Below are 18828 nucleotides of genomic sequence, written 5' to 3'. Positions count from 1 at the left end.
CGCGAGGGAGGGGAGCGTCCCACCGGCCGGGAACGCCGGTGGGACGCCGGGCGGCCGGGTCAGTGCATCAGGTTCGAGCAGCTGCTCACCCACTTGTGGGAGCGGATGTTGTTGTTGGCGTTCGCGCCGTTGGTGAGCGTGTTCCGGGACAGGTCGTCCACGAAGAACTCGCCCGCGTCGACGCAGCCGTAGCCACCGCCGTAGTTCGCCAGGTAGTAGAACTTCACGATGTCGTTGCCGCCGGTGTAGCCGGAGTTGAGAATCGACGACGCCTTGTCGCTCGCGTTCTCGAAGCCGCCGCCCGCCTTGTTCCAGTCGGAGTCGTTGCCGGCGGTGCCGCCGATCTTGTTGTAGCAGTACGTGGAGTCGTACGCGTACACATAGCCGTTGCGGCCCGGCCAGATGTCGTTGCAGTGGTTGGACGCCGTGCCCGTGGCGGACGCCTGGGCGGCGGTGGCGGGGACGACGAGTCCGGCGGCCGCCAGGCCGAGTGCGGCGATGGACATGCCCAGCTTTCGCATGGTTCGCTCCTTCTGTCTGCCTCGTCGGAGGCGTACTGGTCCACGGCACGGCGCCGTGGAGGTCTGTGGGCGGCCCGGGTCAGGCGCGCGGGCCGATGACCGCGGCGGCGCGTGCGTACGCCTGGCGTTCCAGCCGCCGGTGTACGTCGATCTGCTCGCGGTAGCGGTCGGGCAGGGCGGCGCGGTAGTGCCTCTCGCGCTCCCGGGTGACGGCCGCGAGTGCGCTCTCGCGGGCGCACCGGGCTTCGGCGACCGCGACGCGCTTCTCCGCCGCGAACGCCTCGTCCCCGGGCAGCTCCGCGGCCCGCCGCGCCACCGCCTCCTGGGCGGCGGGCGGATCGGGGTACGGGTGCCCGGCCCGGTCCATGCAGCGGGACCAGTCCGCGAGCGCGGCGGTGAACTTCTCGTCGCGGGTGATCCGGGGGACGTACAGCGAGGTGAGGTTGGAGACCGTCTTGTGCACCCGGAACCAGGTGGCCGGGTCCCCGTACAGCTTCTTCTCGGCCTGGGCCGAGCAGCCGCCGAGGCGTTTGCTGATCCTTCCGGTGCCGGTCGCCGTCGGGACCTCGGCGGTGAGCAGGGCGGCGTTCCGGCCGCCGTCGAGGGCCCGGTCGTACGCGTCGCGGCGCCGCGGGGAGAGGCCGGCGCGGTACGTCCCGTTCGGGTTCGCCCGGTGGGCCCGGTCCGTCCTCTCCTGGATGCGGCTGCCGTAGCCGTGCTCGGCGGCCCACTCGACGTCGTCGTTGACGTAGTCGAGCGGCCGGCTCTCCTCCAGGCCGGTCCGGGCACTGGTCCAGTACCGGAAACCCGCGCGGTCCATGCAGCGCTCGGTCAGCACCTCTGCGGCGTCGGAGATCCGCAGCCGCTCGGCCCACGTCAGGTCGCGCTCGGGGGCCCGCTCGGAAGTGCCGTCGTGCGTGCACCCGGTCGCGGCGACCGCCAAGGCCGCCGCGACCGCGCACGCGGCGATGAACCCCCGTTTCATGCCACCACCCCCGTTGGTGTGCCACCCCCCGGCGGCACACCCACACCATCCCGCCGGGGCGGCCGGTGCGGTACCTCGTAGGTCAGAGGGTGCAGCTCTTCGCCCAGGTGTGGGACCGCACGTGCGAGGTCAGGGCGAGGTTCCGCCGCTGCCCCCGCTGCACGCACCCGGCGCGCCCGCGCAGCTCCCGCTCCGTGAAGTACGTGACGTTCACGAAGCCGTCGGGATCGGCGCCGCCGTTGTTGTAGAGCGAGCGCGGCGGCCGGTCGGAGGCCCAGGCGCAGTCGTTCATCCCGTTCGACCAGTCGGGATCGTCGCCGTCCCAGGCGCACATCTCGCCCCGGCCGTCCGTCTCCGGGAAGAAACAGACGGACCGGGCCGGGCAGCGGTCGTACCCGGCGGGCTCCACGTCCCGCTCCGCCTCCGCGACCGGGCTCGCGCCCGGCCGTGCCTCCGGTCCCGCGCCCGGCCCGTCGTCCCACAGGGCCCGCACGCCCAGGCCCGTCGCCGTCAACGCGACGACGGCGGCCACCGCGACGAGCACGGGGCGCCGACGGCGGCGGGGGCGCGGCTCCCGGCCCGCCGCGGCGGACGCGACCCGTCGCAGCAGTGAGGGCGCGTCGTGCGGGGCCCGCTCCTCGTGGGTGCGGGCGAGGCAGTCCCGGACGATCTCCCGCCAGGCGTCGGGCAGTTCGTCCGCCAGACGCAGCTCCTCCTCGCCGCGCGCGTAGCGCACCGCCGCGTCCCGGCGGGCGGTCGGCGTGCCCCCGGGAAGCGGGAAGGAACCGGTCAGCAGCAGATGGGCCAGCACCCCGAACGCCCAGATGTCCGCGGTCTTCCGGATCTGCATGCCCCGCTCGCCGATCTCGGACCACAGCAGCTCGGGCGGGGTGTAGTCGGCGGTCCCGAACGCGGGCGTGTAGGCGTGGGTGCCCTCCAGCTCGGCGGCCATGTTGAAGTCGCCGAGCCGCGCGGTGCCGTCCCGCATGAGGAGTACGTTGCCGGGCTTGAGGTCCCCGTGAATCCAGCCCGCGTCGTGCAGCTGGCGCAGCCCCTCGCAGACCTGTACGAGCAGGGCGGGCCCGTCCTCGGACGCGTGGTCCGTCCCCGCCAACGCGTCGAGCGAGCAGCGCGCCTCCTCCAGCACGAGCACGGTGGCGCCGTCGAGTTCGGGGTGCTCCGGATCGTCCACGGTGAGCGCCTCGTACATCCGGATCAGCCGGGGCGACCTGAGCCGGCGGAGCAGGGCCACCTCGCGCTCGGCCAGTTCCCGCAGGTGGCGCAGTTGGCGGGGCGTGTGCGTACCGGTGGGCAGGAACTTCAGCGCCGCGCGTTCCGGCTGGGCGCCCGGGATCTCGTGGCGGGCCGCGTACACGTGCCCGAAGGCGCCCGCGCCGAGCGGCTTCTCGACGATCCACGGCCCGACGCGGTAGCCGGGCGGCACGGACGCGACGGCGTACGGCTGCCGCCCGCTCACCGGACGGCCCCCCTCGCGACGGGGCCCAGCGCCCCGAGGTCGTCCTCGCGCACCAGGTCGAACCGCAGCGCCAGCGCGACGAGCGCGTCCTTCTTGCCGTTCAGCCGGGGTCCGGTCCCGCAGGACTCCGGTCCGGGTTTGAGCCGCAGCTTCACCGCGAGGTAGTCGATGTTCCACTGCACCGCCGCCCGGTTCGCCGCCGGCCACAACGGGCGCAGCCGCTCCACGACCTGTTCCACGGTGGGCAGCGGCGCATACGGTGCACCGCGCAGCCGTGGCTCGCACAGGGCCGCCAGCACGGTGAAGTACCGCTTCGACCGGTCGAGCGGGAAGGCGAGCGCGGTCGCCTCCCCGTCCCGGCCCACCTCGGCCTCCGCCGCGTAGTCGTGCCGCGGCGCCCACACGTCGAAGCTCACCAGCTCGTGCCCGGCCGGCAGCACGACCCGCGCGAACTCGAACGCCACCGGCGCGCCCAGCCGCCCGGGCGCCACCTTGATGTGCTCCCCGGCACCCTCGGGGTTCTCGACGGCATAGGTCGCCGTACGGCTGAGATTGCTGAGCGCCCAGTACGTGTCCGTCGCGACGATCTCCCCCGCACGACGCGACACCCCGTCATGCGGAATCGCCAGCCCCCGCCCGGACACCCCCCGCCCGAACCGCAACGCCTCCCCGGGCGCCAACCGGACCTTCTCACCGGGCTCCATACCGGGCCCGGGTACCACGACGATGGTGTACACACCCAGATTCCTTCCCCCGAGACGACCATGCGGCGCAGGGTAGAGAACCCGGATAAATGTCCGCATGACGCGCGGGGGCGTACGGGGGCGTACTGAATCCGTGCGGATGCCGGGCGTCAGATGGCGCCCAAGTCCACAGTGACGACGAAGGGAACGCCGGTCCTCACCGTGCCGGTGAACATCTCGCCGTCCCGGTAGGTCTTGGCGTACTGATCCACCTTCACGATCCGGTCGGTGGTTTCCGACCCTGGGAACACGACCTCGACGACCAGGAGGACGTGCTCGGGGCGGGTGGGCGTGAGGTCGATGGTCTCCGCCCGGTAGACGGTGACATCAGGACGGCGGTTGGTGAGGGGGACGTCCTGGAGACGGACGTCGAAGTCCGTGTCCGCGTTCCAGTCGGGGCCCGCGGCGGCGTCCAGGGCGTTGGCCAGGATGCGGGCCAGCCGGTCGTGGCGCTTGGAGGCGCTCGGGCTCACGACGACCATCCCGTCCACGACCTCGATGCCGGCGCACTGCTCCTCGGACCACGAGTCGTACTGCTCCGCGCTGATCTGCGCGTGCATCCACTCGGGCGCCACCATCTCGGCAGTCATGGCGCACCTCCTTCGAGGAGCTTGAACAGTCCGGGACCGTCGAGGCTCAGCCTAGTGTCTCGCGGCGGTCCCCGTGCCCGGGTCCGGCGCTGTGAGAGGCTGGCTCGCATGAACCGGTTGGCTGGTGTGACCTCGCCGTATCTGCTTCAGCATGCTGACAATCCGGTCGACTGGTGGCCCTGGTCGCCCGAGGCCTTCGAGGAGGCGCGGCGGCGCGATGTCCCCGTGCTGCTGAGTGTCGGGTACTCCTCGTGCCACTGGTGCCACGTCATGGCGCACGAGTCGTTCGAGGACGAGGCGACCGCCGCGTACATGAACGAGCACTTCGTGTCCGTGAAGGTGGACCGCGAGGAGCGGCCCGACGTGGATGCGGTGTACATGGAGGCGGTGCAGGCGGCGACCGGGCAGGGCGGGTGGCCGATGACCGTGTTCCTCACCGCGGACGCCGAGCCGTTCTACTTCGGGACCTACTTCCCGCCCGAGGCGCGGCACGGGATGCCGTCGTTCCGGCAGGTGCTCGAAGGCGTCGCCGCCGCCTGGACCGACCGGCGCGACGAGGTCGGGGAGGTGGCCGGGCGGATCGTGCGGGACCTGTCCGAGCGCAGCCTCGCCCATGGCGGGGACGGGCCGCCCGGGGAGGCGGAGCTCGCGCAGGCGCTGCTCGGGCTGACCCGGGACTACGACGAGAAGCGGGGCGGGTTCGGCGGGGCGCCCAAGTTCCCGCCGTCCATGGTGCTGGAGTTCCTGCTGCGCCACCACGCCCGCACCGGGGCCGGCGGCGCCCTCCAGATGGCCGCCGACACCTGCGCGGCGATGGCCCGGGGCGGGATCTACGACCAGATCGGCGGCGGGTTCGCCCGGTACGCCGTGGACCGGGAATGGGTCGTCCCGCACTTCGAGAAGATGCTGTACGACAACGCGCTGCTCTGCCGGGTGTACGCCCACCTCTGGCGGTCCACCGGGTCCGAGCTCGCCCGGCGGGTGGCCCTGGAGACGGCCGACTTCATGGTGCGCGAGCTGCGGACGCCCGAGGGCGGGTTCGCCTCCGCGCTCGACGCCGACAGCGAGGACGCGCACGGCAAGCACGTCGAGGGCGCGTACTACGTGTGGACGCCGGATCAGCTGCGCGAGGTGCTGGGCGAGGAGGACGCCGCGTTCGCCGCCGAGTACTACGGGGTGACCGAGGAGGGCACCTTCGAGGAGGGCTTCTCGGTGCTCCAGCTGCCCGGCGACCCCGACGACCCCCGCGCCGCCGGCGTACGGGAGCGGCTGCTCGCCGCCCGGGAGGAGCGCCCGCGTCCGGGGCGCGACGACAAGGTCGTCGCCGCCTGGAACGGACTCGCCATCGCCGCGCTCGCCGAGGCGGGCGCCTTCTTCGACCGGCCCGACCTGGTCGAGCGGGCCACCGAGGCGGCCGACCTGCTGGTGCGGGTGCACATGGGCCCCGTCGCCCGGCTCGTACGGACGTCGAAGGACGGACGCACCGGTGACCACGCCGGGGTCCTCGAGGACTACGGAGACGTCGCGGAGGGCTTCCTCGCGCTGGCCGGGGTCACCGGCGAGGGGGTCTGGCTGGAGTTCGCCGGGTTCCTGCTGGACATCGTGCTCCAGCACTTCCGGGGCGAGGGCGGCCAGTTGTACGACACGGCGGACGACGCCGAGCGGCTGATCCGGCGGCCCCAGGACCCCACCGACAGCGCGACCCCGGCCGGCTGGACGGCCGCCGCCGGCGCGCTCCTCTCGTACGCCGCGCACACAGGGTCCGAGCCGCACCGCACCGCCGCCGAGGAGGCGCTGGGTGTCGTGAAGGCGCTGGGCCCGCGCGCCCCGCGCTTCATCGGCTGGGGGCTCGCGGTGGCCGAGGCGCTGCTCGACGGACCGCGCGAGGTGGCGGTCGCCGGGCCGGTGGGCGGGGAGCTGCACCGTACGGCGCTGCTCGGGCGGGCGCCCGGCGCGGTCGTCGCGGCGGGGGAGCCGGGCGGGGCGGAGTTCCCGCTGCTGGCGGAGCGGGAGAGGGTGGGCGGTGCGCCGACCGCGTACGTCTGCCGGCACTTCGTCTGCGACGCCCCGACGACGGACGCGGAGGCGCTGGCCCGCGCGCTCGGCGGGGCCTGAGCGGGCGCGGGGGCGCCTCGGGTGCCCCCGCGAAAGCCCTGGCGGGGGCGTCAGCTGTGGGTGTACGCCACCAGCGAGATGCCGACGTAGTGCACCACGAACGCGGCCAGGGTCAGCGAGTGGAAGACCTCGTGGAAGCCGAACCAGCGCGGTGACGGGTTCGGCCGCTTGATGCCGTAGATGACGCCGCCCGCGCTGTAGAGCACGCCGCCGACGACCACCAGCACCAGCACCGCGATCCCGCCGGTCCGCATGAAGTCGGGCAGGAAGAAGACGGCCGCCCAGCCCATGGCGATGTAGCACGGCGTGTACAGCCAGCGCGGCGCGCCGACCCAGAAGACCCGGAACGCGATGCCCGCGAGCGCCGCCGCCCACACCGCCCACAGCAGGGGCGTCCCGGTGGACTCGGGGAGCAGGAGCAGGGTGAGTGGGGTGTACGTCCCCGCGATGATCAGGAAGATGTTGGCGTGGTCGAGCCGGCGCAGCACGGCCTCGCCGCGCGGCCCCCACGTACCCCGGTGGTAGAGCGCGCTCACCCCGAAGAGCAGGCACGCCGTCAGCACGTAGATCGCACAGGCGATCCGGCCCCGGGTGCTGTCGGAGAGGGCGACGAGGACCAGACCCGCTATGACGACGGCGGGAAACATCCCCGCGTGCAGCCAGCCGCGCATCCGTGGCTTCAGCGGAGCGTCGGCGAGCGTGGCCGGGCGGGGACCGGCGGTGTCGGGCGCGGCGGCAGCAGTCATTCCCGCATCGTACCTACGCCCCCGTAGGGACCGGATATGGGCGGTGACCGAGTGCTGATGCTCACATGGGCGGCCCTCTGGACATATGGGCGCGAGGGCCGGATGATCAAATGAGTGCGGTCGGCACCGGATGAGCGCCAAGGGGAATTCGAAGGGGTACACGCATCCGGGTCGCAGCCCCCACGGGGCACAGGCACCAACCGAATACACCCTCACCAAGGAGCGATCGTGGCGCGCGACATCGCGGCTCCCCTCACTGTTCCCACCAACCACCAGGAGCTCATCTCCTGGGTGGACGAGATCGCAGCACTCACCGAGCCGGACCGGGTGGTCTGGTGCGACGGTTCCGAGGCCGAGTACGAGCGCCTGTGCGGGGAGCTCGTCGCCAAGGGCACGTTCACCAAGCTGGACGAGATCAAGCGCCCGAACTCCTACTACGCGGCCTCCGACCCCAGCGACGTCGCCCGCGTCGAGACCCGTACGTTCATCTGCTCCGCGAAGGAGGAGGACGCCGGTCCGACGAACCACTGGAAGGACCCCGCCGAGATGCGGGAGATCTTCACGGGGGAGCAGGGCGTCTTCCGCGGTTCGATGCGCGGCCGGACCATGTACGTCGTGCCGTTCTGCATGGGCCCGCTCGGGTCCCCGCTGTCCGCGATCGGCGTCGAGATCACCGACTCCGCGTACGTCGCCGTCTCGATGCGCACCATGACGCGTATGGGGCAGCCCGTGCTCGACGAGCTGGGCTCCGACGGCTTCTTCGTGAAGGCCGTCCACACGCTGGGCGCACCGCTGGCGGAGGGCCAGGAGGACGTCCCCTGGCCCTGCAACGAGACCAAGTACATCTCGCACTTCCCGGAGGACCGCGAGATCTGGTCGTACGGCTCCGGCTACGGCGGCAACGCGCTGCTCGGCAAGAAGTGCTACGCGCTGCGCATCGCCTCCGTGATGGCGCGCGACGAGGGCTGGCTCGCGGAGCACATGCTGATCCTGAAGCTCACCCCGCCGCGCGGCGAGTCGAAGTATGTCGCCGCCGCGTTCCCGAGCGCCTGCGGCAAGACGAACCTCGCGATGCTGGAGCCCACGATCTCCGGCTGGACCGTGGAGACCATCGGCGACGACATCGCCTGGATGCGGTTCGGCGAGGACGGCCGGCTGTACGCGATCAACCCGGAGGCGGGCTTCTTCGGCGTCGCGCCCGGCACCGGTGAGCACACCAACGCCAACGCGATGAAGACGATGTGGGGCAACTCCGTCTTCACCAACGTCGCGCTCACCGACGACGGTGACGTCTGGTGGGAGGGCATGACCGAGGAGCCGCCCGCGCACCTCACGGACTGGAAGGGCAACGACTGGGCCCCCGAGTCCGGGACGCCCGCCGCCCACCCCAACGCCCGGTTCACCGTGCCGGCCGGGCAGTGCCCGATCATCGCGCCCGAGTGGGAGGACCCGAAGGGCGTGCCGATCTCGGCCATCCTCTTCGGCGGCCGCCGCGCCTCGGCGGTCCCGCTGGTCACCGAGTCCTTCAACTGGCAGCACGGTGTCTTCCTCGGCGCCAACGTCGCCTCCGAGAAGACCGCCGCCGCCGAGGGCAAGGTCGGTGAGCTGCGCCGCGACCCGTTCGCCATGCTGCCGTTCTGCGGCTACAACATGGGCGACTACATGGGCCACTGGCTCAAGGTCGGCGCCGACAAGCCGGACCAGTCGAAGCTGCCGAAGATCTACTACGTGAACTGGTTCCGCAAGAACGACGCGGGCAAGTTCGTCTGGCCCGGCTTCGGCGAGAACAGCCGCGTCCTGAAGTGGATCGTCGAGCGCCTGGAGGGGAAGGCCGAGGGCGTCGAGTCGCCGATCGGCATCCTTCCCGCGAAGGGTTCGATCGACACCGAGGGCCTGGACCTCTCCGAGGCCGACCTCGACTTCCTGCTGAAGGTCGACAAGGAGGTCTGGCGCGAGGAGGCGGCACTGGTCCCCGAGCACCTCAACACCTTCGGCGACCACACGCCGAAGGAGCTGTGGGACGAGTACCGCGCGCTGGTCGAGCGCCTGGGCTGAGCCCGCGTACGTGGGACGACGGCCTCCGAAGCGGCTTCGGGGGCCGTTGTCCCGTTCAACCCGTCCTGTTCGTAGTGGTGTTGTGACCCTGCGGAGCCGCAAGGGTGATGCCCGCGACCGTACAGTCGGCCCGGTCGCGCCGCCGGTGCGCGGAGGCGGAGGGGGTCGTCGGCATGCGGTATCCGCCGTACCCGAACACGTCGGAGGGCGGCCCGCCGCTCTTACCCGGGTATCGGATGGGCGGCTGGACGGTGGCCATGATCGCCGTCGGCGCGCTGGTCGGCCTGGTGCTGTTGGGTCTGTTCGGCACCGTGGTCGCGTACATCTGGGCGTCCGGGAAGGTCCACGCGAACATGCGGTTCCCGGGCGAGGACGTCACCGTCACCTTTTGCGGCCGGGACGAGGTGACGGGCCGCCCGGTGGCGGGCGTACGGGTCACGAGCGGGGCGGCGCGGCCCGGGACGTACACCGTGCACGTGGTGTTCCGGGACCTGCGGAGCGGCAAGGGGCGTGGGCTGGACGCGGGGGAGGGCCGTGCGACCGTGGCCGGCCTGGCGGTGGGCGCCACGGCGTCCCGGCGGGTCACCGGTCCGGTTCCGGTGTGGGGCGGCGCGAGGTGCGAGCTCGGGGACGTGACCTTCGAGTCCACGCGCACGGCCCGGCAAGGGGCCTCGCCCGGTCCGTGAGGGTCTGGGTGGCGCCCGGTCCACGTACCTCTGCGGTGCGTGGACCGGGGCCGTCAGTGGGCGCCGACCGGCGTCCGCGCGTCGGCGGCGAGCGCCTCGGTGTGGGCGTCCATGCGCTCGGCGGACAGGATCGCCGCCGCCGTGTCGGCGCGGGACGCCGCCACCACCAGGGCCCGGCCCGCGAGGGCGTGGGCGCGGCGGTGGAGGGCGGCCGCGGGGGCGTCGCTCAGTCCGGCGTGGCGGGCGGGCGGGGCGCCGCGCAGCCTGGCCACCTGCCCGGCGATGCGGTCGCCCGCCTCGCCGAGACCCAGCTCGTCGGTGACCGCGAGCAGGGCGGCCAGGTGTCCGGCGAGCTGGATGTCCAGCTCCTCCTCGCGGGTGCGGTGCGGGAAGTCGCCGGCGTGGTCGGCCGGTGTGTGGACCGATTTGGTGCGGATCGGTTCGTACATGGATGGCCTCCTGGTGGTGTTGCGAGAACCATCCTAGCTTGGATTCAGTCTAAAGTTGTCCATCTTCGAGAAGAGCTGGGGCGGTGGTACGGCTACACCTGGCTGTAGCCGTCCAGGAAGTGCGCGATCCGGCCGATCGCGTCCGTCAGGTCCTCCGTCGAGGGCAGCGTCACCACGCGGAAGTGATCGGGGTCGGGCCAGTTGAACCCGGTGCCCTGCACCACCATGATCTTCTCGGCCCGCAGCAGGTCCAGGACCATCTGCCGGTCGTCCTTGATCTTGTAGACCTTGGGGTCGAGCCGGGGGAAGAGGTACAGCGCGCCCTTCGGCTTCACGCAGGTCACGCCCGGGATCTGCGTCAGCAGGTCGTACGCCGCATCGCGCTGCTCCAGGATGCGGCCGCCCGGGAGCACCAGGTCGTTGATCGACTGCCGGCCGCCGAGCGCGGTGGCGACGGCGTGCTGCGAGGGCATGTTGGCGCACAGCCGCATGTTGGCCAGGATCGTCAGCCCCTCGATGTACGAGGAGGCGTGCGCCTTGGGGCCGCAGACGGCCATCCAGCCCGAGCGGTACCCGGCGACCCGGTAGTTCTTCGACAGCCCGTTGAAGGTCAGGACCATCAGGTCCGGGGCGATCGTCGCGGTGGGGGTGTGCGTGGCGCCGTCGTAGAGGATGCGGTCGTAGATCTCGTCGGAGCAGACGACCAGGTTGTGCCGGCGGGCGATCTCCGTCAGCCCGCGCAGCATCTCGTCGTCGTAGACGGCACCCGTCGGGTTGTTCGGGTTGATGATCACCATCGCCTTGGTGCGGTCGGTGATCTTCCGCTCGATGTCGGCGAGGTCGGGCATCCAGTCCGACTGCTCGTCGCAGCGGTAGTGCACGGCCGTGCCGCCCGCCAGCGAGACCGAGGCCGTCCACAGCGGGTAGTCCGGAGCCGGGACCAGCACCTCGTCGCCGTCGTCCAGCAGCGCCTGCATCGACATCTGGATCAGCTCGGAGACGCCGTTGCCGAGGTAGACGTCCTCGACGTCCAGGTCGATGCCCTTGGTCTGGTAGTGCTGCATCACCGCCCGGCGCGCGGACAGCAGCCCCTTCGCGTCGCCGTAGCCGTGCGCCCCGGCGAGGTTGCGCAGGATGTCCTCAAGGATCTCGGGCGGGCACTCGAAGCCGAACGCGGCGGGGTTGCCGGTGTTCAGCTTGAGGATGCGATGCCCGGCCGCCTCCAGCCGCATCGCCTCCTCGAGCACGGGGCCGCGGATCTCGTAGCAGACGTTGGCGAGCTTCGTGGACTGGATGACCTGCATGTCAGCGAGCTTACGACTGTGTTTCACGGGCCGCCCGGGCTTTGCCCGCCGGTTGGCCCGCCCGGGCGTGGGCGCACCTCGGCGCGGGCTTTCATCGCCATGCGCCCGCCTCCCGTGAACCGTGGGAACGCCGGTCACGGGAGGCCCGGGGCTTGGAATGGGGTGGCGCGGTGGTGTGACGGACCGGAACGGGTGACATACGCCACGGAGTGGCGTGCGCCGGGGCTCACGCGGTGAGCCGCGCGCCCTCCGGCGGGCGCGGCGCGAAGCCGGCCGCCCGTACGCGGTCCCGGTCCGTCCCGGGCCCGTCCGTACCTCTGAAGTAGCTCAACAGCCGTATGCGCCCGGGTGCTCAGGGGGAGGGTCGGTACATGATCGGAAACGGGAAGAAGGACATGGCCGTGATCGTGGTGCGGGACGCGGACGCCGTGGTCGCCGCGCTGCGCGAGGGGCTGGCCCGGGCGACGGACGCGGACCGCCCCGGCCTGGAGCGGGCCCTCGCGCTGGCCGAGGCGCAGACGGGGGTCCCGGACGCGGACCTGCGCGGGCGCTGGGCCGCGCGGCGGATCACGGCGGGCGGATACGACGGACCCCTCGACGCGGTGGCGGCGGTCAAGGCACTGCGGGAGGCCGAGCCGGGGCTGAGCCTGCGGCAGGCCGTACAGCTGTCGCGGGAGGCGGCGGCGGTGGCGGCGAAACCCTGATCCGGCCCGCGTCGTCCCCCGTGCGAGCTACACGCGGGTGTCCACCCAGCGGTGACGCTTTCGGCGCCGGACCTCCATAGCGTTCAGGGGCAGCCGGGGCGACCCGCCGCGGCGCGTCGAAGGGGGTCTCATGAGAGTGGTCTGGCAGCTTCTCGCCGTCGTGGCGGTCTGGGCGGTCGGCGGGCAGTGCGTCAGCGCGGTGGACGGGAATCCGTGGCTCACGCTCGTGATCGGCCTCGTGACGGCGGTGCTCGCCGTCCTGGTCTACCGGTGGGTGGTGGGGCGCACCGAGCGCCGCCCGGTCTCCGAGCTGGCCCGGGACGGTGCGGTGCCGGCGCTGGGGCGCGGCGCGCTGATCGGGCTGGGGCTGTTCGTGGCCGTCATCGCGAACATCGCCTTCCTCGGGGACTACGAGGTGGACGGTCTGGGGTCGGTCACGGGCGCGGTCGGGTTCGTCGGCTTCATGGCCGCTGCCGCCGTCACCGAGGAAGTGGTGTTCCGGGGCGTGCTGTTCCGGCTCGTCGAGGAGCGCGCCGGGACCCTGATCGCGCTGACGTCGACCGGGTTGCTGTTCGGGCTGATGCACCTGGCCAACCCGGACGCGAACCTGTGGGGCGCGCTCGCCATCGCGATCGAGGCGGGCGGCATGCTCGGCGCCGCGTATGCCGCCACCCGCAGCCTGTGGCTGCCCATCGGCCTGCACTTCGCCTGGAACTTCGCCGCGGCCGGGATCTTCAGCTCGGAGGTCTCGGGCAACGGCGCCTCGCAGGGCCTCCTGGACTCGACGGCCACCGGCTCCGAGCTGGTCACCGGCGGCGACTTCGGGCCGGAGGCGAGTGTGTACTCCGTGGTCTTCGGGATGCTCGTGACGCTCGCGTTCCTGTGGCTGGCCCGCCGGCGCGGCCATCTGGCGCCGCGGAGTGGCCGGCGCGCCGCCCCGGCCCCGGCCGCCACTACAGTGCCCCGGTGATCAGTCTTCGCGAAGTACCGGCGACGTGGCGGCGGTTGGACACCACCGTCCGGCGGTCGGAGCGGTGGCAGCGGCTCGACCCCGTCGTCCGCGACCTGCCGTTCGGGCTGCTGCTCCTGGCCATGTCGCTCGTTCCCGCCCTGCACCGGCACGGGACGGCGCTCGGCGCCGTGGCGGAGCGCCCGTTCGACGCACTGGGCGCGGTGGCCGCCGTGCTGGAGAGCCTGTCGCTCGCCCTGCGGCGGCGGTGGCCGGTGCTCTGCCTGGTCCTGGTCTCGCTGGGCTTCGCCGTCGACCAGCTCGGCGGCTACCACCTGGTCGCCGGGACCGCGCTGCCCATCGCCGTGCTGAGCGCGGGGGCCCACCTGGACCGCCACCGGCGCGTCGCCGCGGTCGCGTTCACCGCCGCGTACGTGCCGCTGGCGCTCGCCCTGCACCGGTACGGCACCGAGCCGGCGGAGGAGTTCCTGACGTTCTATCTGGTGCTGATCCTCGTCTGGGGCGTCGGGGCGTGGCTGCGCGCCACCCGGGCCGCCGAGGCCGACCGCCGACTGCGGGTCGCCGAGGAGAGCCGCACCGCCGAACGGGCCCGGATCGCGAGCGAGTTGCATGACGTGGTGACCCACCACGTGACAGCGATGATCGTCCAGGCCGAGGCGGCCCGCTATCTGACCGCCGCGCCCGACCGGCTCGACCGCGCCCTGAGCAGCGTCACCGACACCGGACGGCGGGCCGTCAACGACCTGCGCCACCTGCTCGACCTGCTCGACCCGGGCCACGGCGCCGGGGAGCGGGAGCCGTCGGCCGGCCGCATCCCGGTCCTGGTCGAGCAGGCGCGGCGGGCCGGGCAGAGCGTGGACTTCAGCGAGGAGGGGGTCCCCGCCGAGTCCACCGGGAGCGCCGAGCTGGTGGCCTACCGGGTGGTCCAGGAGGCGCTGACGAACGCCCTCAAGTACGCCCACGGCAGCCGGACCTCGGTGAGCGTGCGGCACGGCGGAAGAGAGATCACCGTGGAGGTCGGCACGGACGGCACCGGGAAGCGCGCCGAGGTGCCCCCGGGCAGCGGGCGCGGGCTGGCCGGGCTGCGCGAGCGGGTCGGCGTGCTCGGCGGCGAGTTCCGTGCGGAGCCCGATCCGGGCGGCGGCTTCGTCGTACGGGCCCGGATACCCTCGGGGAGCGCGTCGTGACCGGCCCGGTCCGCGTCCTCGTCTGCGACGACCAGGTCCTCGTCCGCACCGGCCTCGCCACGATCATCGACGCCCAGCCGGACCTGGAGGTGGCGGGCGAGTGCGGGGACGGGCGGACCGCCGTCGAGATGGCCGGGCGGCTGCGCCCGGACGTCGTGGTGATGGACATCCGCATGCCCGAGCTCGACGGCATCGAGGCGACCCGGCTGCTGGCCGGGGCGGGCGTGGAGCGGCCCGCGAAGGTGCTCGTGGTGACCACGTTCAACCTGGACGAGTACGTGTACGAGGCGCTGCGGGCGGGGGCGAGCGGGTTCCTGCTGAAGGACGCCCCGCCCGACCGGCTGCTGCACGGCATCCGGACCGTGCACACGGGCCAGGCGCTGATCGACCCGGAGGTGACGCGCCGGCTGGTCGGCCGCTACGCCGCCCGTATCCGCCCTGTCGGGGACACCTCCTCCGGCATCCCGCTGACCCCGCGCGAACTGGAGGTCCTGCGCCTCATCGCGGACGGTTTCTCCAACAGCGAGATCGCGGCCGCGCTCGTGATCAGCCAGGAGACGGTGAAGACGTTCGTCTCGCGCATCCTGGCCAAGCTCGGACTGCGCGACCGCGTCCAGGCGGTCGTCTATGCCTACCGGCAGGGTCTGGTGACCTGAACACGCGGCCGGAATCCGCCCCTTGTGCGCCCCCTCTCCATACGTCAACATGCGCATGTCAAACCGAAGGACCTTCGGTCGCAGAGGCCAGTAGCGCTCTGTTCATTCGCAAGAGGGGACCCCCACATGAAAAAGCCTCTCATCGGTGCATTCTTCGCGGTGCTGCTCCTGGGAGCGGGCATCGCACCCGCGACCGCGGCCACGAGCCACGGCGCGGCACCGTCCGGCACGGCCGCGGCCTCGGCACCGTCCGGCCGCACCGCGGTCGAGGCCGACAAGCCGGTACGCGCCCAGGCGGTCACCTTCGCCGGGACCGTGGCGCTCAGCAACTGCTCCGGCTCGGTCGTCCGCACACCCTCCTCGCAGCCGGGCGACCCCGCCCTCGTACTGTCCAACGGGCACTGCCTGGAGACCGGTTTCCCGGCCCCCGGCACGGTCGTGTTCAACCGCTCGTCCAGCCGCAGCTTCACCCTGCTCAACGCCTCGGGCAGAGGCGTCGGCACGCTCCGGGCGAGCAAGATCGCGTACGGGACGATGACGGACACCGACATCTCGGTGTACCAGCTCACCTCCACATACGCGCAGATCGAGAGCCGCTACGGCATCAAGGCGCTGGAGCTCAGCACCACGCATCCCGTCGCGGGCACCGCGATCACCGTCGCGTCCGGGTACTGGAAGCGCACCTACAGCTGTGACATCGACGGGTTCGTCTACCGCCTCAAGGAGGGCGGCTGGACCTGGAAGGACTCGGTCCGCTACACCTCCGCCTGCCAGACCATCGGCGGCACCTCCGGCTCGCCGGTGATCGACGACGCCACCGGCAAGGTCGTCGCCGTCAACAACACCGGTAACGAGGACGGCGGGCGCTGCACGGACAACAACCCCTGCGAGGTCGACGAGAACGGCCAGGTCACGGTCCGCCAGGGGATCAACTACGCCCAGGAGACCTACGGCATCGCCGCCTGCATCGGCACCGGCAACGTCTTCGACCTGAACCGTGCGGGGTGTGCGCTGCCCAAGCCGTGACCCGTCGTACGTGAGAAGGGGCGGGGCCTCCGCGGCCCCGCCCCTTCGTCGCGCGTCACGCGCGTCAGATCCTGCGCCACCGCGCGTTGGCGAGGGAGAAGAGGCCGAAGGCGACCAGGCCGACCGCGATGAGGCCCAGCAGCCACGGGCCGGCCGGGGTGGCGCTGAAGGACCGCAGGGTGTCGTCCATGCCCTTGGCCTCACCGGAGCGCGCCTTCACCGCCGCCGACACCGCGAAACCTCCGGCGACGGCGAAGACCAGGCCCCGGCTGACCCCGCCGAAGATCCCGGTGACGTCGACGGCCCGCCGCATGGCCGGGGACATGTCGCCCATGCGCAGGTGCTTGTGGAACTTCCGCAGCGCCGCGCGGCCCGCGATCCACAGGCCCGCACAGGCGATGCCCACACCGGCCGCGCCCACCAGCCAGCGCCCGCCCGGCAGGTCCAGCGCGCGGGCCGTGACGTCCTGCGAGCGGGCGTCGCCCTTGCCGCTGCCGCTGCCCTTGTCACCGGCCGCGAACGACAGGACCGAGTAGGCCACGAAGCCGTAGAAGACGGCCCGCCCGCCGGAGGCCAGCCGCTTGGTCGCCTTGTGCCCGTCCGGGCCCGCCGCACCGAACGCCGCCTCGGACAGCCGCCACAGGGCCATGCCCACGAGCGCGATGCCCAGGACCCACAGCAGCACGTGGCCGAAGGGCTTCTGCGCGATCTCCGCGAGAGCCCCGCCCCGGTCCGCCTGCTTTCCGCCGCCGCCCTTGCCGTCACCGTCGCCGCCGTTGAACGCGATGCGCAGGGCGAGGAGCCCGACGAGGAAGTAGATGACCCCGCGTGCCACGAACCCCGCACGGCCGGCCGCTTCCACGGCTGTGCTGTTTCCCGCCCGCCGGGCCTTTCCCCGGCCCTTCGAGGCTGTCGCAGAGATATTCATGACAGCCGGTTGCCCTGGCGGGGGGCGGAGAAACTACACTGCGCCCCCCGCCGAGCGCACCGACCGCCCCGCCAGCACCTGCGTACGCCTGCCGTCCTCGATCACGAAGCGGCCGTCGATCAGCACGTGCGGGATGCCCACCGGGAGGGTGCGGGGGGCCTCGAACGTCGAACCCGCCGCCACCGTCGCCGGGTCGAAGAGGACCAGGTCGGCGCGGTAGCCCTCGCGCACGAGGCCCCGGTCGGGGAGCCGCAGCCGGGCCGCCGGGCGGGCCGTGAGGTGGGCGACGCACTCCTCCAGGGAGAGGATGCCCAGCTCGCGCGCGTACCGGCCCAGGTAGTGGGGGAAAGTGCCGTACGCGCGGGGGTGCGGCTTGTCGCCCTGGAGGATGCCGTCGCTGCCGCCGGTGTGCACCCGGTGGCGCATGATCTGCCGGACGTTCTCCTCGTGGCCCACGTGCTGGAGGATCGTCGTCCCGAGCCGGTCCTCCACCAGCAGCCGCCGGGCGGTCACCCAGGGCTCCTCGCCCCGCAGGGCCGCCGACTCGGCCACCGTACGCCCGACGTATGCGGCGAGCGCGGGCTCGCCGGTGCCGGAGATCTCGATGGTGTCCCACTCGATCGGCACCCCGTGGCAGCCGTCCGACCCCACGATCTCCAGGTCGTGGCGGATGCGGGCGGCCGTCCCCGCGTCGGCCAGCCGGGCCAGCACCGCCTCCGGGCCGCCCTCGCTCGCCCAGCTGGGCAGCATCGCGACGAGCGTCGTGCAGCCGGGGGTGTACGGGTAGGTGTCGAGGGAGATGTCGGCGCCGGCGGCGAGCGCGTCGTCCAGGAGGGCGAGCAGGTCGGGGGCGCGGCCCTCGTTCACCCCGAAGTTCATGGTCGCGTGGGCCAGGTGCAGGGCGCAGCCCGCGCTGCGGGTGAGCCGCACCATCTCCTCGTACGCCTCCAGGGCGCCCGCTCCGTACGAGCGGTGGTGCGGGCAGTAGTAGCCGCCGTGCGCGGCCACCACCCGGCAGAGCTCGGTGAGTTCGGCGTCGTCCGCGTACATGCCGGGGGTGTAGGTGAGGCCCGAGGACATGCCGACCGCGCCCTCGCGCATCCCCTGGTCCACCAGCTGCCGCATCCGGTCCAGTTCGGCCTCGGTGGCGGGGCGGTCGTCCCAGCCCACCGCGTACATCCGGACCGTGCCCTGCGGGATGAGGTAGGCGGCGTTGACCGCGATGCCCTGGCGGTCGAGGCGGTCCAGGTAGCCGCCGACGGTCCGCCAGTCGAAGTCGATGTCCTCGCCGTCGCCGTTCCAGCCGGAGATGGAGCGGCGGACCTGGGCGAGCGTGCGGTCGTCCACGGGCGCGTACGACAGGCCGTCCTGGCCCAGCACCTCCAGCGTGACGCCCTGCGCGGCCTTCGCGCTGTGGTCCGGGTCGCGGAGCAGCGCCAAATCGCTGTGGGCGTGCATGTCGATGAAGCCGGGGGAGAGGGCGAGGCCGCCCGCGTCCAGGGCGCGGTGCCCCGTGGGGCGGGGGCCGGGGGAGTCCTCGCGGTGGATCTCCGTGATGCGGCCGTCGGTGACGGCCACGTCGGCGCGGTACGAGGGGGTGGCGGTGCCGTCGACGACGGTCGCATCGCGGATGACGAGGTCCATGGGTGCCTTTCGGGTCCGGGGGCGGGGGCTCCGCCCCCGGAC

18 protein-coding genes are annotated in these 18828 nt (G+C 72.6%); 8 read left to right on the top strand and 10 right to left on the bottom strand.

Going from position 1 to position 18828, the window contains the following annotated elements:
* Positions 1–59: 59 nt before the first annotated feature.
* The 5 genes from ACFUJY_RS08435 to ACFUJY_RS08415 all read right to left on the bottom strand — a co-directional run bounded on the left by ACFUJY_RS08435 (position 60) and on the right by ACFUJY_RS08415 (position 4316).
* Positions 60–521, bottom strand: a complete 462-nt coding sequence (locus tag ACFUJY_RS08435; protein ID WP_383296345.1) for a hypothetical protein — start codon at positions 519–521, stop codon at positions 60–62.
* Positions 522–600: 79 nt separating this feature from the next.
* The gene (locus ACFUJY_RS08430) at positions 601–1506 is read right to left on the bottom strand and encodes a hypothetical protein (protein WP_383296342.1); all 906 of its coding nucleotides are present in this window, start codon (positions 1504–1506) and stop codon (positions 601–603) included.
* Between the two features lie 82 nt (positions 1507–1588).
* A complete protein-coding gene (locus tag ACFUJY_RS08425) occupies positions 1589–2983 on the bottom strand; it encodes a protein kinase (RefSeq protein WP_383296339.1) in 1395 nt (464 codons plus the stop codon).
* The gene (locus ACFUJY_RS08420; RefSeq protein WP_383296336.1) at positions 2980–3720 is read right to left on the bottom strand and encodes an FHA domain-containing protein; all 741 of its coding nucleotides are present in this window, start codon (positions 3718–3720) and stop codon (positions 2980–2982) included. The genes ACFUJY_RS08425 and ACFUJY_RS08420 overlap by 4 nt, the downstream gene beginning before the upstream one ends.
* A gap of 116 nt (positions 3721–3836) precedes the next feature.
* Positions 3837–4316, bottom strand: a complete 480-nt coding sequence (locus ACFUJY_RS08415; protein WP_383296333.1) for a Uma2 family endonuclease — start codon at positions 4314–4316, stop codon at positions 3837–3839.
* A gap of 108 nt (positions 4317–4424) precedes the next feature.
* On the opposite strand from ACFUJY_RS08415, the gene ACFUJY_RS08410 reads away from it, so the two are divergent.
* Positions 4425–6431, top strand: a complete 2007-nt coding sequence (locus ACFUJY_RS08410) for a thioredoxin domain-containing protein (RefSeq protein WP_383296331.1) — start codon at positions 4425–4427, stop codon at positions 6429–6431.
* 50 nt (positions 6432–6481) lie between these two features.
* Here ACFUJY_RS08410 and ACFUJY_RS08405 read toward each other — a convergent pair whose 3' ends face one another.
* Positions 6482–7177, bottom strand: a complete 696-nt coding sequence (locus ACFUJY_RS08405; RefSeq protein ID WP_383296328.1) for a hemolysin III family protein — start codon at positions 7175–7177, stop codon at positions 6482–6484.
* 228 nt (positions 7178–7405) lie between these two features.
* Between ACFUJY_RS08405 and ACFUJY_RS08400 the strand changes: the two genes are divergently transcribed.
* Together ACFUJY_RS08400 and ACFUJY_RS08395 are read left to right on the top strand one after the other, a co-directional pair.
* Complete coding sequence (locus tag ACFUJY_RS08400) at positions 7406–9232, top strand: phosphoenolpyruvate carboxykinase (GTP) (protein WP_383296325.1); 1827 nt, start codon at positions 7406–7408, stop codon at positions 9230–9232.
* A gap of 107 nt (positions 9233–9339) precedes the next feature.
* Entirely contained in the window at positions 9340–9918 is a 579-nt protein-coding gene (locus ACFUJY_RS08395; RefSeq protein WP_383296322.1) for a hypothetical protein, read from the top strand.
* Positions 9919–9971: 53 nt separating this feature from the next.
* On the opposite strand, the gene ACFUJY_RS08390 is transcribed toward ACFUJY_RS08395, so the two are convergent.
* A complete protein-coding gene (locus tag ACFUJY_RS08390) occupies positions 9972–10367 on the bottom strand; it encodes a hypothetical protein (RefSeq protein ID WP_383296319.1) in 396 nt (131 codons plus the stop codon).
* A 92-nt stretch (positions 10368–10459) separates the two neighbouring features.
* A complete protein-coding gene (locus ACFUJY_RS08385; RefSeq protein ID WP_383296316.1) occupies positions 10460–11671 on the bottom strand; it encodes a pyridoxal phosphate-dependent aminotransferase in 1212 nt (403 codons plus the stop codon).
* A 371-nt stretch (positions 11672–12042) separates the two neighbouring features.
* Between ACFUJY_RS08385 and ACFUJY_RS08380 the strand changes: the two genes are divergently transcribed.
* From ACFUJY_RS08380 to ACFUJY_RS08360, 5 genes are all read left to right on the top strand, one after another.
* Positions 12043–12375, top strand: a complete 333-nt coding sequence (locus tag ACFUJY_RS08380; RefSeq protein WP_383296314.1) for a hypothetical protein — start codon at positions 12043–12045, stop codon at positions 12373–12375.
* Positions 12376–12505: 130 nt separating this feature from the next.
* Positions 12506–13345 carry a CPBP family intramembrane glutamic endopeptidase gene (locus ACFUJY_RS08375; protein ID WP_383296311.1) on the top strand — a complete coding sequence of 280 codons (840 nt, stop codon included), beginning with the start codon at positions 12506–12508 and terminating at the stop codon, positions 13343–13345.
* Positions 13342–14532, top strand: coding sequence for a sensor histidine kinase (locus ACFUJY_RS08370; RefSeq protein WP_383296308.1), 1191 nt, complete (start codon positions 13342–13344; stop codon positions 14530–14532). Before ACFUJY_RS08375 ends, ACFUJY_RS08370 begins: the two co-directional genes overlap by 4 nt.
* Positions 14529–15188, top strand: coding sequence for a response regulator (locus tag ACFUJY_RS08365; protein ID WP_383296305.1), 660 nt, complete (start codon positions 14529–14531; stop codon positions 15186–15188). The genes ACFUJY_RS08370 and ACFUJY_RS08365 overlap by 4 nt, the downstream gene beginning before the upstream one ends.
* 126 nt (positions 15189–15314) lie before the next feature.
* Positions 15315–16214, top strand: coding sequence for a serine protease (locus tag ACFUJY_RS08360; RefSeq protein WP_383296302.1), 900 nt, complete (start codon positions 15315–15317; stop codon positions 16212–16214).
* A gap of 64 nt (positions 16215–16278) precedes the next feature.
* Here the strand turns inward: ACFUJY_RS08360 and ACFUJY_RS08355 are convergent, their stop codons facing one another.
* Both ACFUJY_RS08355 and ACFUJY_RS08350 read right to left on the bottom strand, forming a co-directional pair.
* Complete coding sequence (locus ACFUJY_RS08355) at positions 16279–17142, bottom strand: DUF1206 domain-containing protein (protein ID WP_383296299.1); 864 nt, start codon at positions 17140–17142, stop codon at positions 16279–16281.
* Positions 17143–17175: 33 nt separating this feature from the next.
* Entirely contained in the window at positions 17176–18786 is a 1611-nt protein-coding gene (locus ACFUJY_RS08350) for an amidohydrolase family protein (protein ID WP_383296509.1), read from the bottom strand.
* Positions 18787–18828: the final 42 nt, after the last annotated feature.

It is taken from the genome of Streptomyces sp. NPDC057249, assembly GCF_042669245.1.
Lineage (GTDB): Bacteria > Actinomycetota > Actinomycetes > Streptomycetales > Streptomycetaceae > Streptomyces.
Note: the sequence above shows the minus strand (reverse complement) of the source record. Positions and strands in the feature narration are given on the sequence as shown.

What these genes read in the sequence shown, in the direction of transcription:
- ACFUJY_RS08405 (WP_383296328.1), bottom strand. Translation starts at nt 7,177, where the DNA reads ATGACTGCTGCCGCCGCGCCCGACACCGCCGGTCCCCGCCCGGCCACG.
- ACFUJY_RS08395 (WP_383296322.1), top strand. Translation starts at nt 9,340, where the DNA reads ATGCCCGCGACCGTACAGTCGGCCCGGTCGCGCCGCCGGTGCGCGGAG.
- ACFUJY_RS08415 (WP_383296333.1), bottom strand. Translation starts at nt 4,316, where the DNA reads ATGACTGCCGAGATGGTGGCGCCCGAGTGGATGCACGCGCAGATCAGC.
- ACFUJY_RS08390 (WP_383296319.1), bottom strand. Translation starts at nt 10,367, where the DNA reads ATGTACGAACCGATCCGCACCAAATCGGTCCACACACCGGCCGACCAC.
- ACFUJY_RS08375 (WP_383296311.1), top strand. Translation starts at nt 12,506, where the DNA reads ATGAGAGTGGTCTGGCAGCTTCTCGCCGTCGTGGCGGTCTGGGCGGTC.
- ACFUJY_RS08435 (WP_383296345.1), bottom strand. Translation starts at nt 521, where the DNA reads ATGCGAAAGCTGGGCATGTCCATCGCCGCACTCGGCCTGGCGGCCGCC.
- ACFUJY_RS08355 (WP_383296299.1), bottom strand. Translation starts at nt 17,142, where the DNA reads ATGAATATCTCTGCGACAGCCTCGAAGGGCCGGGGAAAGGCCCGGCGG.
- ACFUJY_RS08430 (WP_383296342.1), bottom strand. Translation starts at nt 1,506, where the DNA reads ATGAAACGGGGGTTCATCGCCGCGTGCGCGGTCGCGGCGGCCTTGGCG.
- ACFUJY_RS08385 (WP_383296316.1), bottom strand. Translation starts at nt 11,671, where the DNA reads ATGCAGGTCATCCAGTCCACGAAGCTCGCCAACGTCTGCTACGAGATC.
- ACFUJY_RS08410 (WP_383296331.1), top strand. Translation starts at nt 4,425, where the DNA reads ATGAACCGGTTGGCTGGTGTGACCTCGCCGTATCTGCTTCAGCATGCT.
- ACFUJY_RS08380 (WP_383296314.1), top strand. Translation starts at nt 12,043, where the DNA reads ATGATCGGAAACGGGAAGAAGGACATGGCCGTGATCGTGGTGCGGGAC.
- ACFUJY_RS08360 (WP_383296302.1), top strand. Translation starts at nt 15,315, where the DNA reads ATGAAAAAGCCTCTCATCGGTGCATTCTTCGCGGTGCTGCTCCTGGGA.
- ACFUJY_RS08350 (WP_383296509.1), bottom strand. Translation starts at nt 18,786, where the DNA reads ATGGACCTCGTCATCCGCGATGCGACCGTCGTCGACGGCACCGCCACC.